This window comes from Clostridium gasigenes (assembly GCF_017348895.1).
Lineage (GTDB): Bacteria > Bacillota > Clostridia > Clostridiales > Clostridiaceae > Clostridium > Clostridium gasigenes.
In genome coordinates this window covers 1,881,585-1,896,943 of record NZ_CP071376.1, presented here as the reverse complement: position 1 = coordinate 1,896,943, position 15,359 = coordinate 1,881,585, and the positions used below count along the sequence as shown (strand labels likewise).

Genomic DNA, 15,359 nt, shown 5'->3' with positions numbered 1-15,359 from the left:
CTAAACTATATATAAAAGCTCCTATAAAATGACTTTAATCATCTTATAAGAGCTTACTTATACTACTTTTTATTATTCCTTCCTATTCAACACGCTTTTTTATATTTATAAAGAGCTAAATCAAAGTCTAAAATTTCTTCTGTATTTGCATTTAATTCTTAGGCAATTAATTTAAAAACATATCCATTTTTTAGAATTTATTATTAATAAGTATTCAATCTTCATTGCCATAATTATTTATTTAATGATTTAGATTCTTTATTAAAACATATATAGTTAGTCTTTTTATCTGATGTCTTTTTAACTTTGGAAACTAATAATATTGTTTGAATCATAGTAAATATAAGGGATGTATTTCTTCTATATGCCATATATCGGTTTTCCCATGTATCAGCATATTTTTCTTTGAATTTTTTTAATCCTTTAAATGAATAAAAATGTTGACCATGTAAATAAACTTGATATGCAACCTTTTCACTTGTAAATGAATATTTAGATATTCCTACATTAGAAAGTGGCGCCATTCCCATATTAAATTTACTATAACCATTTTCTTTACCATATTTAAATAAATTTACAAACATAAAATCCATAACCCCATTAAAAGGACATTTTGAGAATCTCATTAAATCAATAGACAAGGTTTCTTTTTTATCATACATAGGTATTATATTAGCAAAGCCTTTTATTATACTATTTTTATCTTTAATTATTGCTATGTTTCCTCTGCTTAAATAATCCTCATCAAAAAAGCCTATAGAAAATCCTTTTTCTTTTCGGCCTCCAAGCCATTCATCTGATACACTTTTTATTTGATCAATAAAATCTGCTGTAAATGGTGGATGTACAACAGAAAAAGTATATTCTTGCTTTTCTGCTCTTGTTACTGCATTTCTTATAGTTTTTCTTTTACTACCTTCTAATGTAAAATCATTTCTAATATCCACATTTGCATCCTCACCTAACTTAATAAATTGATATCCTGTTGAATGAAGATAAGGTATCATGCTACTATCTATTGCAGTAAATACTGGAGTATATCCATAAGTATCAGCTAAATCATAAAATTCTTGTATAAATTCAAAGAACTTACTTTCATCTCCAACGGGATTTCCAAGTATAATAATTTTATCTGCATACATCTGATACTGTAACATTACATCATTATCTTTATTTATATAAACAAATTTATCTTTTAAAAAAATATAATGGCTTACTTGTGTTCCCTTATACTTTTGAAAAATCGCTTTTACTTTATCTTCACATTCGCTAAGTTCCATTTTAGGGAACTTATTAAACTTACTTAAATAATGTAATATTCCTAAAAATGCTAAAGCTATACAAAATCCAACACAACTTATTACTAACACCCTAATTGTATGATTCCTAGTAAGTTTCCCACACTCTGCTAGTATAGAAAATCTCTTTGTTAATCCCTTTAAGCTTAAATAAGCTACTGTTAAATAAACGCCTTGGAAAAATAATAATATTATAAAATCCCGTAGAATCCTTCCCCATGTCATTATAAATCCTTCTCTATAAAATCTCTTTTTACTAAGCAGCAGTGCAATTGCAACTAAAGTTAAATAAATAGCTTCCTCATAATCAAAGCCTTTTATTAAAGATAATACTGCTCCAAGTACTACTAAAATTATTGTTAATTTATAAATCTTTTTAGATTTATAAATAATTGCCATAGAAACTGCAATTAATAAGAATCCTATTATTATTGATAAATCCTTAGATATATAAATAATAGAGAAATCAAATATTTTATGTACTAGCGCTATTCTTCTAAATATACCTGGAACTGCTTCTGATAATAATAAAACTGAACCTGCTAATAAAACTAAACATATTAATAAAAAATGAAAAATATTAGCTGTTATAGCTTCTATAGTATTTCTTAAATCATCATCAATCTTTTTATATGATTCATGTAAATACATAACTGCACCTATAATCAAAGGTACTAAATAATAGCTAAATCGATATAAAACTATAGCTAATAATACTTTTTCTGATGGTACATTGTATTTCTCAAGACCTATTAATAATGTTAAATCAAATGTTCCAATTCCACTTGGAACCATACTTATCATAGCTACAACAACTGCACTAACAAATATAGGGAAAATTTCGAATAGTGATACTCCACATCCAAGTACAACTAATATTCCATAAATTAATGTTACTGTAGTTATCCATTCTGATAATGATATAAATATTATTTTAAATGTATATATTGTTTCTTCTTTATCCTTATATTTAAAGTATTTGTATATTAAATATATAACTAATATAGGTAAATACATTCCTATAAAAACAATTGCTACCTTTATTAAATTTAACTGTCTCAAACTTTGAACATTAAAGATCGTGTACACAAAACAAACCATGGAAAATCCTGTTAAGTTTAATGCAACATTTTTTGATATTTCTTTAACTAAAACATTCTTATCTTTAACATGCTTTCCATAAAAATGACTTTTTAAAGCTATAGCTGACGCTCCCCCAAACCCAACCATGCTAGATACCGAACTTGCTATCCAAGAATACTTGTATAGCTTTTTACTTTTTAACTTTATTTTAATCTTCTTCTTTAATACTAAATCGTAAAATGTAAGTGGTACAAATGAAATTAATCCTAAAGCTAAAACAATTACTATATCCCAAAATGTTAACTCACTTGCATACATAGAAAATGTATTACTATTAAAACTACCTATAATACCGCTAAATTCTTTAACTACTATTCCCAAAACTATTAATATAAATATTACTTTTAACCATAACTTTATTTTATTATTTAACCTTAATTTCATATTTTTCCTCCATTTTCATTTTCTAACTTAATTATAACATCATTTGCCATACACTTTTTTAAGTGCACCCTATAACATATTAAATATTAAGAAACAAATAATTAATAACAAGGTTTATATCTATTATAAATCAAGCAATATAGCCATTCATTAGTATAATATATTCTAATTAACTCGCTTTCTTAAATTTACCTTAATTTTTCCTTAAGGGTTATGAAAAAGTTTACTTATTTCAATTAATACCTCTCGAATTAGTATGTCCAATATTACTAATACTTAATGTATCTTTCGTATATCATAAGAATCTTTGAATTATTATTTTCTTTCAATTCCTTAAGTATTTGACAATTCCAAATAATATCACTACATATTATACTATATTTTACATGTATTATGCATTTTGTTTATTTTATAATTAATAAAATTTGATTAAATAATTATTTTGAAGTAAAATCATTATTTATACTCTAAAACTAGAATGATTTATTAGTTACTTCCATATAATACTTATATAAATAGGAGGATTTTTATGTTTTCGAATTTTTTAGTTCAATTCTTTGTTAAGGATAATGAAAATGTTAAAAATAATAAAGTTCGTAATTCTTATGGTACCTTAGGCGGGATAGTTGGTATTATTATTAATTCCATGTTATTTATACTTAAATTCTTTGTTGGTATGTTAGTTGGCTCTATAGCTATTACTGCTGATGCCTTTAACAATTTATCTGATGCAGCTTCTTCTGTTATTACTATAGCAGGTTTTAAAATGGCAAATAAACCACCTGATGCCGAGCATCCTTTTGGACATGGTAGATTTGAATATATTTCAGCCTTAATCGTTGCTTTTTTGGTAATGTTTGTAGGAATTCAATTTGTAAAATCATCAGTTCAAAGAATTTTAAACCCAGAAACTATAACTTTTGAATTAATACCCTTTATTTTATTATTAATTTCAATAAGTTTTAAATTTTGGTTATCTTTATTCAACAAATTTATTGGCAATAAAATTAATTCTTCAGCTTTAAAAGCTTCTGCTACAGATGCTTTAGGAGATGTTTTCACTTCAAGTACTGTTGTTCTTTCATTCTTATTAGCTAAGTTTACAACACTACCTATTGATGGATACATTGGTGTTTTAGTTGCTCTTGCAATTTTATATGCTGGATTTAGCCTTGTTCGTGAAACACTTAATCCACTACTTGGTGAAGCTCCAGACCCTGTTTTAGTTAGTAGTCTACAAGAAATGATATTATCTTATGATATGATTTCAGGAGTCCATGATTTAATAATTCATAACTACGGACCTGGAAGAGTTATTGCTTCTGTTCATGCAGAAATACCTTCTGATATTGACATTATGGAAATACATAATGTCATTGATAATGCAGAAAGGGAAGTATCAAAAAAACTTAACCTTCACTTAGTTATACACATGGATCCTATTTGTATTGTTACAGATGAAATAAGAGAAACAAGAGATTATGTAGAAACAGTTCTAAGAAAACACTCATGCATAAAATCACTACACGACTTTAGAATAGTTGGAGATGGGGATATTAAAAACTTAATATTTGATATTGTTGTTAGCAATAAGGATTCAAAATCAGAACTTTCTGAGGAAAAATTAATTGATGAAATTAAAACTTCTATAAAAGAAGTTCATAATCACTATAATTGCGTAATAACTGTAGATTACGATTATATCTAAATACTATTTATTTGGAGATGCTTAAACTCAATAAAGATACTATTTCCATTTATATGAGGAATGTTTTTTAAAATAGCAATTTAATATTCTAGTCTGTTTTTTAAATGTTCCTAATAATAAACTAAGGTACTATTTTAAGTTGTTAAACTTAAAATAGTACCTTTAAGTTATTTCCAAATAGATAACTAATCAGTATTCTTATTTTCTATTTTCTATTTTATAATCCCTTACCTAGCACACTTTATTTCTTCCAGTCCGTTTTGCTAAATATAGTGCATCATCAGCTTGGGTTAAAAGATCATTAACATTGATGGTTATATCTGGATAAGAACTTATGCCTATTGAAACAGTTATATTAATCGCTCTATTACCCTCAACAGAAAAAATATACTCCTCTACATTCTTTCTTATTCTTTCAGCAATTGTCGCTGCATGTATGCAATTACAATCTAATAAAATCACCGTGAACTCTTCGCCTCCATTTCTTGATACAACATCAAAGCTTCTAGAAGAACTCACTAAAATATTACTAAGTTGCTTTAAAACTAAATCTCCTGAAGAATGACCGTAATTATCATTAATATTTTTAAAAAAATCTATATCTATCATAAGTATAGATAATCTCTCCTCTTTCTCTATTGCATTATTTATTAATTTGTTCAATATATTATCAAAGGTTCTTACATTATTAAGCCCTGTAAGAAAATCCTTTTTAGCATCATAATTTAATTTTCTATATAATTCATTAGTTTTAGATATATAAATCAAATTGTAATAAACTATACCAGATAAAAATGTTGTTGAAAAAATAAGGTTTCTTAAAGCTATTGTAAGAACATTTATATCTTTTAATAATATAGAAAATGCTATTATTAAAGAAACTATGTTAAATATACTCATTGTAATATATTTTTTTAAAAAACTTATTTTACATTTCGATATAAAAGTGAAAAGAAACAATAATATACATATATCATAAGTCGCTACTAAAGAGGCTGTACTTATTCCGTAATAGCTAAGTCTAAACACTATGATTATAAATGCTGTTATAATTGTTGATATAAATCCACCATAAATTGATGATATTATCATTGTAATTGTTCTAAAATCCATAATTGAATCTTCAGATAACTGTATGCTGTAAAACATTAAAACACAACCAGTTATACCTAATAAAGACCCTAATAAAATTTTTTCTTGTAATTTTGAATTTAAATTAATTTTTTCTTTTTTTAATATTTGATTGCCTAAATATAAAAATGATATAAGTATAGTAGAATTTACAAATAATGATTTAAGCATTAAACTTCACCTCCAAACAGAGTTTACCGTGTATTAAGCATGTTTTTTTAAAATAGAGTAATACACAAAATTTCGTTCTACCCGTAAGGCATTAATATATCTTGTTTAATCCAAGATATCATTCCTACTAGTTATTTATCATTACCTGATTGAGCTAGTGATATTCATTATATATCACTCAATTTAAATTTACTTGTAAGTCATCTCCAAATAAATTTAAATAAGCCACTATAAAATGACTTTAATCATCTTATACCAGCTTATGACATCGTAATAAATAGCTAGCTATTTATTACGATTCCTTATTATACTGCTTTCTATTCAGCTATGCCTTATTCCTTAAACCAGCCCTTAGTATTATTTGCTATTTTAACAAGTGTAAGCATAACTGGTACTTCAACTAGTACCCCTACAACTGTAGCTAATGTTGCTCCTGATTGTAATCCAAATAATGATATGGATACTGCAACTGCAAGTTCAAAGAAATTACTCGCTCCAATCATTCCTGCTGGTGCTGCTATATTGTGTGGTAACTTCCAAAGTTTAGCCCATCCATATGCAATCCCAAAAATTAAAAAAGTTTGTAATGTTAATGGAACTGCTATTAATAGTATGTGTAACGGGTTGTTTAATATTGTATCCCCTTGGAATGAGAATATAATTATTAAAGTTAAAAGTAATCCTATTATTGTTAGATTATCAAATTTCTTTAAGAATGTATTTTGAAAATAATCTAATCCTTTATTTTTAATTACTAATGTTCTAGTAACATATCCAAGTGCTAAAGGAATTACTACAAATAATACTGTTGAAAGAATTAGTGTACTCCACGGTACTATAACATCTCCAACTCCTAGTAAAAATCCTACTATTGGCGCAAATGCTATTAATATTATTAAGTCATTTACAGCGACTTGTACTAATGTATAAGCTGGATCTCCTTTAGTTAAATGACTCCATACAAATACCATTGCAGTGCAAGGTGCTGCTCCAAGTAATACGGCTCCAGCTAAATATTCTTTAGCTAAATCTGGTGTAATGAAGTTTTTAAATATTACATAGAAAAACAATGCTGAAATTGCATACATTGTAAAAGGTTTTATTAACCAATTTGTAACACATGTAACTATAAGCCCTTTTGGCTTTTTTGTAGCATTTACTATGCTTGTAAAATCAATTTTTAACATCATTGGGTAAATCATAAGCCATATTAAAATAGCTACTGGTATTGATACATTATAATATTCAAATTTACTTAAGGTCTTTGGTATAATAGGTAAAATCTGCCCCAGTAATATTCCTACAACTATACAAGCCCCAACCCATAGTGTTAAATATTTTTCGAATATACCTAATCCCTTTTCTTTTACTTCTTTATTTTGTGACATGTCTTTATCCCCCTTAAATTTCATTTTTCTCTTTCAATGGAGCTGAAAGAAAATAAACTACAATATGACTAGTTATTTTTTGAAGCTCCTCAATATTAATTTATTAATTTATTAATTTATTAATTTTGCTTTCACTTTTTAGTGGATTTATAGAATTTATGACCACCAGAAAGGTTACAAACATTCTTAAACCCATGGTTTATTAATATATTTTGAGTTGCATTACCAGTGACCCCTTTATTGCAGTAAGTTACAGTGAGTACATTTTTGTCTAAAGTTTTAAGTTCATTTCTTAATTTACTATGAGGTATATTTATTGCTGTATAAACATGATTTTCATCATATTGTTTACTTACCCTTGCATCTATAACTTGAATATTTTCTCCCTTATCTATTAATCTTTGAGCCTCTTTCGATGTAATTATAGGTCTATTATTATTTAGTGCATTATCAAGTATCATTCCTGTATAATGTACTGGGTCTTTTGTAGTTGAAAATGGTGGTGCATAAGCTAAATCTAAATGGAATAACTCATCAACCTTTGCTCCATAAGTTATTAATGTAACAAATACATCTAACCTCTTATCTACACCTTCATATCCAACTATTTGAACACCTAGTATTTTTTCAGTTTTCTTATCTGCTATTGCCTTAATAACCATTTCCTTGCCTTTAAAGTAAGATGGTTTATCTGGTTTAATATTATGGCACATTACTATTTCATAACCTTCTTCTAATGCCTCCTTTTCAGATAACCCTGTGGTTCCTATAGTCATATCAAACAACTTAAATATTCCTGTGCTTAAATTCCCCCTATATCTTAACTTCCCACCAGTTACTACATCACCTGCTATTCTACCTGTTTTGTTTGCAGTTGATCCAAGTGGTCTATATACTGCTTTTCCTGTTATAGATGAGAAAGTTTCTATACAATCTCCGCAAGCATATATATCTGCTATATTTGTTTTCATTGAAGTATCTACCTTTATAGCTCCCGTTATTCCAATCTCCACTCCAGCTTCTTTAGCTAAACTAACATTTGGCTTAACCCCTGTAGCCATAATAACCATATCGCTCTTTATTTCAGTTCCATCTTCAAGCAAAACTTTATTTTCTAAAATTTCAATAATATCAGCATTTTTTATTATTGATATATTCTTTTTAATTAATGCTTTTTCTAAGAATGTAGCCATATCCTCATCTAAGTTTGGAGTTATCTTACCTTGTTTTTCAACAACAGTAACATTTACTCCAGTATCCATTAAATTCTCAAGCATTTCAAAGCCAATAAATCCAGTACCTACTATTACTGCATGCTTTGGTTTATTATTTTCTATAAAACCTCTAATGTTTCTAGCACTTTGAACATTTCTTAGAAAAAATACATTTTCATTTTTTATACCTTTAATACTAGGCATAAAAGGAATTGCCCCTGTTCCAAGTATTAATTTATCGTATTTATCCACAAATATTTCTTGTGTATTTAAATTCTTAACAGTTAGTTCCTTAGTGTTTGGATTTATATTTAAAACTTCATGACCTGTTAAAACATCAACATTATATTTCTTCTTAAAAAACTTAGAATCTCTTGGTGTAAGTTCTGAAATATCCTCTATTTCACCACCTATATAATAAGGAAGTCCACAACCTGAATAAGATATATCATTATCTCTTTCGTATATTACAATTTCTGCATCATCATTATTTCTACGTGCCTTTGCTGCTGCCGATGTACCCGCAGCTACTGCACCAATAACTAGTATCCTCATATCTAACACTCCTTTAATTTAGGCATTTTCAAAAATAACATTTCCCTATGCATAGAATTTTCACTTGTTATTTTTTCAAATGCCTAATGATTTTCAACTTACTTTAATAAATCTCTTAGTTCATTTCCCTTTACGTCCTTTGGTTTCCAATCTATAATAGCAAAATTCCCATTTGAAATTTCATTAACCTTATTAATCCATTGAATTTCATTACTAGCTTTTGCTTTTAACACTTTATTTGTTGTATTTGTTGCATACATACTTGAATTAATGATCCACCATTTACTATGAAGTCCTGCTCTTTTTAAATCTTCTTGTAGCCTTAATGCCTCATAAACTGGAGTTGTTTCTGCTAAAGTTACTATTATTACTGCTGTATCTTTTTCACTTCTAAGAGTAGGTAATAATTTTTTCACTGATTCTGGTATATCTCCTTGTGAACGCTGTATTTCTTTATGATAGCTTTGAGTAGAATCTAAAAGTAATAACGTATGTCCTGTTGGTGCTGTATCAATAACAACTACTTCATCACCTGATCCTTCAACTATTTCTGCAAAAGCTCTAAATACTGCTATTTCTTGAGTACATGGGCTTCTTAAATCCTCCTCAACATACTCAAGGTCCTCATCGCTCATAGTGTCGCAAGCTTTACCTAATACTTCTTTTTTATATTTTTCAAGTTCTTCTTTTTCATCTATATTACTTATTCTAATTCCTAAACCTTCATCTAGTACAAATTTTAAATGTGCTGCCGGATCTGTGGTTGTTAAATGAACCTTCTTTCCTCTGCCAGCTAACCCTAAAGCAATAGTTGCCGCAATTGTAGTCTTTCCTACACCACCTTTTCCCATTGTAAATATAACTTTTTTGTTACTGTTATATAAGTCATCAATTACATTTTTTAGTTTAGGTATTTCTGTAACTTCTAACTTGTTTTCACTATATTTAATATTGTCTTCTTTTAAAAAGGCTCTTATATTTTCAAGGCCTGTTATATTATAAGGTCTTAACGGAATTTCAAAGGTAATTAATGTTTTTAAATCCTCTGGAATATTCTCTAAAGCCTTTTGTTGTTTTTCATATAATGAAGTTGATAGCTTATCATCATGACTTTGCATAACTCCATTTATTACAAGTATTTGATTATTTACACCTATATTTTTAAGCTCTGCTGATGCTCTTTTAGTTTCCTTTAAAGGTGATTCTTCAGGTCTTGTAACTAAAATAAGTGTTGTCAAATCCTTACTCGCTAAAGTATTTACTGCATTTTTATAAATTTCTTTTTTATCTTCTAAACCAGCAAGTTGCCCAAGACAAGATGCTCCATGAGTGCTGTCACTAATAAAATTACTCCAAGCTGACGGTAACTGTAACATTCTTAAAGTATGCCCAGTTGGTGCAGTATCAAATATTATATGATCAAATTCTGCCTCTACTTTTTCATCAGTAATAAAATTAGAAAACTCATTAAAGGCAGCTATTTCTACTGTACAAGAACCTGAAAGTTGCTCTTCCATATTTTTAATAACTACTTCTGGAAGCTTTCCCCTATATGGTCCAACTACACTTTCTTTATACTCACTTGCAGCTTCTTCTGGGTTAAAATTAGCTACTACAAGGTTTGGAACTTCCTTTATCTCTACACCCTTATTATTTAATTTCCTATTAAATACATCTTGAAGATTAGAGGCTGGGTCTGTACTAACAAGCATTATTCTTTTGCCTAAATCTGCTAAAGTAATTGCTGTAGCACAAGCTGTTGAAGTTTTTCCAACTCCACCTTTACCTGTAAAAAACAGATATTTAGTTAGCTTTATATCATTTAAATTAAATAGTTTACTCATTTAATTTATCCCCTTTCTTAGCAGCATCCACCTTTACATCCACAGCCACTTGATTTTATTTTCAGAGTTGTTTTAATATAATTTTCTGGTATATCTAACATTTTACAAAACTCTTCATTACTAGGATAATCAGCGATTTTAACAACCGCTCCATCTACCATAACAACAGGCAAAATATCTATTCCTTTAGTATTTAACATTTCATTAATAACTTTATTATCTACAAAAGCTTGTGGATTACTTGATAAGTTATATCTTTCTACTATTATCCCCTTGTTTTTCAAGCTATTTAAAACTGTTGAAACTCTTAATAGATTTTGATCAACTCCAGGACCACAAACTCCTGTTGAACAACACATAGCTGGTTCAAATATAATCATTTTTCTCATAATTTTTAACCCCTTTATACTTATTTTTTATTTACATTCACATTTAGATTTATTTTTGCACACACAATCTTCAGTATCTGTAACAAGATTCATAATGAAAAATATTAACTTATTACAATTAACAATATTTAAAGAATAATATGTCCATAATCCCTCACGTCTAGAACTGACTACCCCACACTCCATTAATACTTTCATATGATGTGAAAGTGTTGGCTGAGTAAATTCAAAATGTTCTAAAATATCACAGGCACATTTTTCACCACATGATAAAATATCAACTATTTTCATTCTATTTCCGTCTGATAGTGCTTTTACTATTTTTGCATTATCCTCATATTTTTTCTCCACCTATTAGCCCTCCTATATAGATACTATTCTATATACAATATATTCTGATATTATATATATGTCAATTTAACTTAACTAATTTAACATCACCTTAACTTTCATATTTGTTATTATCTATATAGTTTATTATTATGCAATAACTTTAATATTGTGAATAAAAAAAATACTATTTAGTAATACTTGATGTATATCAAATTTTCCTCTAATATATACAATGACACTTTTTTAAAACAACAAGTCAGGTGATATGTACATTTTCTTGTTATTTTTTAAATATACCTGAAACGAAAGAAGGAATTAAATGAATAACTTAAGAGAAGAATGGTTTGGAAATGTTAAAGGTGATTTACTAGCCGGAATAGTTGTATGTATGGCTTTAATACCAGAGGCAATAGGATTTTCTATAGTAGCTGGTGTTGATCCTATGGTTGGAGTATATTCATCATTTTGCATTTCTCTAATAATATCAATTTTTGGTGGTAGAACAGGTATGATTTCTGCGGCTGCGGGTGAAATGGCATTAGTATTAGCTAGTTTAGTGAAAAGCCATGGAATAGAATATATGTTAGCTGCAACAATACTTACAGGTGTTTTCCAACTAATACTTGAATTTCTTAAAATAGGTAACTTATTAAAGTTTATACCAAAACCTGTTATGATTGGATTTGTTAATGCTTTAGGTATAATGATGTTTCAATCACAATTAAACCACTTTAAAGGGTCATTTGTTTTAATTTTATTAGGTGCACTAGGAATAGCAGTAATATATTTATTACCTAAATTAACAAAAGCTATCCCATCACCTATAGTATCAATAATGACAGTTACTTTAATAGTTGTAATATTTAAAATAGATGTTACTACACTTGGTGACATGGGAAGAATAACAAGTGATTTACCTAAGTTCTTAATACCTACTATACCTTTCAATATGGAAACACTAAGTATAATATTACCTTACTCACTATCACTTTCACTAGTCGGTATAGTAGAATCTTTATTAACAGCTCAATTAGTTGATGATTTAACAGATACAAAAAGCAATAAAAACAAAGAATGTGTTGGACAAGGCCTTGCAAATATAGCTGCTGGTTTCTTTGGCGGAATCGCTGGTTGTGGAATGATCGGACAAACTATAATAAATCAAAATTACGGTGGAAAAGGTAGATTATCTACGCTTACAGCTGGAACCTCTATGTTAATATCAGTAATAGTTTTAAATAAATTTGTAGTACAAATTCCAGTAGTTGCACTAGGTGCAGTAATGGTTGTTGTATCAATTAGTACATTTAACTTTGAATCTATAAAACGAATTGCAAAGGTCCCAAAAGCAGATACTTTTGTAATGATTTCAACTGTTATAGTGGTTGTACTAACTCATAATTTAGCTTATGGAGTTATAGTTGGAATAATTTTAAGTTCTATTTTCTTTGCATCTAAAATATCAGATATACAGGTTAATCTAGCTACTAATGAATCTGATATAGTAACATACGAAGTTAAAGGGCAACTGTTCTTTGCTTCTACACTTAAATTCATTCATAGTTTTAATTATACAGAAAAAATTGACTTAGTTAACATAGACCTTTCTCATGTTAAAGTATGGGATGAATCGGCAGTAGACGCTATTGATAAAGTAGTTATCAAATTCCATAAAAATGGAGTTAAAACTAATTTATTAGGTATGAGACCTGAATGTTTAGCTTTAATTGATAAAATAGCTATATATAATAAGCCTGGTGGATTAGAAGTTGTATCTGAACACTAAGATAAATTAAAATAAATAGACTATCATATCTGACTTACTATTTATTCAAACTCTCCTAATTCAAAAAAGGTATATAGGTTAAAAACCTATATACCTTTTTTATTTGCAATTTATATTTTAAGTATTTGAAATATTATACTTCCATTATAATTGGAATAATCATTGGATTTCTTTTTGTTTTACCATATATGAAGAAACTAATATCATTTCTCATATTTCTTTTTATTTGTGACCATTGTGTAATATCACTATTTATGCACTTTTCTATAGTTTTATTTGCCACAAATCTTATATCTTTCACTAATTCCTCTGACTCTCTTACATATATAAATCCTCTTGTAACTACATCAGGTCCTGATAAAATAGCCTGGCTTTCTCTATCTATAACAACTACTATAGTTATAATACCATCTTGTGATAAATATTTTCTATCTCTTAGTACTACGTTTCCTACATCACCAATTCCACTTCCATCTATTAATATCTTTCCTGAATGAACCTTACCTGTAACACGAGCGCTCTTTTTTGTTAAGTTTAAAATATCTCCATTTTCTATAATAAATATATTTGATTTATTTAAACCCATTTCTTCAGCAATTTTTCCATGCTGTATTAAGTGCTTAGTTTCACCATGAATTGGCATAAAGAATTTAGGTTTTAATAAGCTATGAATTAATTTTAGTTCTTCTTGACATGCATGCCCAGAAACATGAATCTCTTCTATAGACTTATATATAACATTAGCACCTTTTCTAGTTAAATCATTTATAACTTTTGATACAGGTTTTTGATTACCAGGTATTGGAGTTGCAGAAATTATTACTGTATCATCTTTTTCAATATTTATACTTCTATGACTTGAAGCTGCAATTCTAGTAAGTGCCGCCATTGGCTCTCCTTGGCTTCCTGTTGTAACAATAGTAATTTTATTATTATTGTATAATTTGATATCCTTTAAATCTATCAAAGTACCTTCTGGTATAGTTAAGTATCCTAGGTTTATAGCTATCTCTGATATTCTCTCCATACTTCTACCACTAAAAGCTATCTTTCTTCCATACTTTTGAGATGAATTTATAATTTGTTGCAGTCTATGAATGTTAGATGCAAAAGTAGCTACTATAACTCTCCCAGTGCATTTACCAAATAGATTATTTAGAGTTTCTCCAACAGTCATTTCAGACATTGTATATCCTGGATTAATAGCATTTGTACTATCTGCCATAAGCAATAACACGCCTTTTTTACCAAGTTCTGCATATCTAGCTAAATCTATTATTTTCCCATCAATTGGTGTAAAATCTATTTTAAAATCTCCAGTGTGGAAAATTATGCCTAAAGGAGTATGAATCGCAATAGAGCAACTATCAGCTATACTGTGGTTTGTTCTAATAAATTCAACTTTTAAATCTCCTATTTGCAATATATCATTTGGATTTATTACATTTAATTCGCAAATATCAAGCATTTTATGTTCTATTAACTTACTCTCAACTAAAGCCATTGTTAATTGAGTCCCGTATACAGGGAAATTAATTTGTTGCAATACATATGGTAGTGCCCCTATATGATCTTCATGTCCATGAGTTATGAAAAACCCTTTTATTTTTTCTTTATTATCTACTAAGTATTTTACATCCGGAATAACAATATCTATTCCATACATTTCTGAATCTGGGAATGTAAACCCACAATCGATTATTATTATTTCTTCTCCGTACTCTATTGCCGTAATATTTTTTCCTATTTCACCTAATCCACCCAAGGGTATGATTTTTATATTATTTATCTTATTTATATTTTTCATTTCTCCTCCAATTCGATAACTAGTTTCTCTTAGAAACCGTTATCTAAACTTCTTATTTTCTAAACATTTAATATTTTTTCTACAAATTTTTTTAAAATTGCTAAAGGAGGTAAAATAAAATAGCAAGTCAAAGATTCTGACTTGTTATTTTTTTGAATATCCCTTAGGCATCTTCATTTTTACAAAACCTAATTAACATCTAACTATA

Annotated in this window: 10 protein-coding genes; 2 read left to right on the top strand and 8 right to left on the bottom strand. The window is 28.0% G+C overall.

Translation table 11 applies throughout. The annotated features are described in order from the left end of the window. Window positions 1-233 precede the first annotated feature (233 nt). Entirely contained in the window at window positions 234-2,825 is a 2,592-nt protein-coding gene (gene mprF, locus J1C67_RS08990) for a bifunctional lysylphosphatidylglycerol flippase/synthetase MprF (RefSeq protein ID WP_167867532.1), read from the bottom strand. A gap of 529 nt (window positions 2,826-3,354) precedes the next feature. On the opposite strand from mprF, the gene J1C67_RS08985 reads away from it, so the two are divergent. Further along, on the top strand, window positions 3,355-4,533 hold the full coding sequence (locus J1C67_RS08985) for a cation diffusion facilitator family transporter (protein WP_167867533.1): 1,179 nt from the start codon (window positions 3,355-3,357) through the stop codon (window positions 4,531-4,533). 231 nt (window positions 4,534-4,764) lie between these two features. Here J1C67_RS08985 and J1C67_RS08980 read toward each other — a convergent pair whose 3' ends face one another. From J1C67_RS08980 to J1C67_RS08955, 6 genes are all read right to left on the bottom strand, one after another. Beyond that, entirely contained in the window at window positions 4,765-5,835 is a 1,071-nt protein-coding gene (locus J1C67_RS08980) for a diguanylate cyclase (RefSeq protein WP_167867534.1), read from the bottom strand. A gap of 332 nt (window positions 5,836-6,167) precedes the next feature. Further along, entirely contained in the window at window positions 6,168-7,223 is a 1,056-nt protein-coding gene (gene arsB / locus J1C67_RS08975; RefSeq protein WP_167867535.1) for an ACR3 family arsenite efflux transporter, read from the bottom strand. Window positions 7,224-7,354: 131 nt separating this feature from the next. Then, complete coding sequence (locus tag J1C67_RS08970) at window positions 7,355-8,992, bottom strand: FAD-dependent oxidoreductase (protein WP_167867536.1); 1,638 nt, start codon at window positions 8,990-8,992, stop codon at window positions 7,355-7,357. A gap of 98 nt (window positions 8,993-9,090) precedes the next feature. After that, window positions 9,091-10,836 carry an arsenical pump-driving ATPase gene (gene arsA, locus J1C67_RS08965; RefSeq protein WP_167867537.1) on the bottom strand — a complete coding sequence of 582 codons (1,746 nt, stop codon included), beginning with the start codon at window positions 10,834-10,836 and terminating at the stop codon, window positions 9,091-9,093. Between the two features lie 17 nt (window positions 10,837-10,853). Continuing rightward, window positions 10,854-11,225 carry an arsenite efflux transporter metallochaperone ArsD gene (arsD, locus tag J1C67_RS08960; protein ID WP_167867538.1) on the bottom strand — a complete coding sequence of 124 codons (372 nt, stop codon included), beginning with the start codon at window positions 11,223-11,225 and terminating at the stop codon, window positions 10,854-10,856. Between the two features lie 27 nt (window positions 11,226-11,252). Continuing rightward, window positions 11,253-11,576: an ArsR/SmtB family transcription factor gene (locus tag J1C67_RS08955; RefSeq protein ID WP_167867539.1), complete on the bottom strand. Its 324-nt coding sequence runs from the start codon at window positions 11,574-11,576 to the stop codon at window positions 11,253-11,255. A gap of 301 nt (window positions 11,577-11,877) precedes the next feature. Between J1C67_RS08955 and J1C67_RS08950 the strand changes: the two genes are divergently transcribed. Further along, entirely contained in the window at window positions 11,878-13,344 is a 1,467-nt protein-coding gene (locus J1C67_RS08950) for a SulP family inorganic anion transporter (protein WP_167867540.1), read from the top strand. A 133-nt stretch (window positions 13,345-13,477) separates the two neighbouring features. Here the strand turns inward: J1C67_RS08950 and J1C67_RS08945 are convergent, their stop codons facing one another. Then, on the bottom strand, window positions 13,478-15,151 hold the full coding sequence (locus tag J1C67_RS08945) for a ribonuclease J (protein ID WP_089966756.1): 1,674 nt from the start codon (window positions 15,149-15,151) through the stop codon (window positions 13,478-13,480). Window positions 15,152-15,359 lie beyond the last annotated feature (208 nt).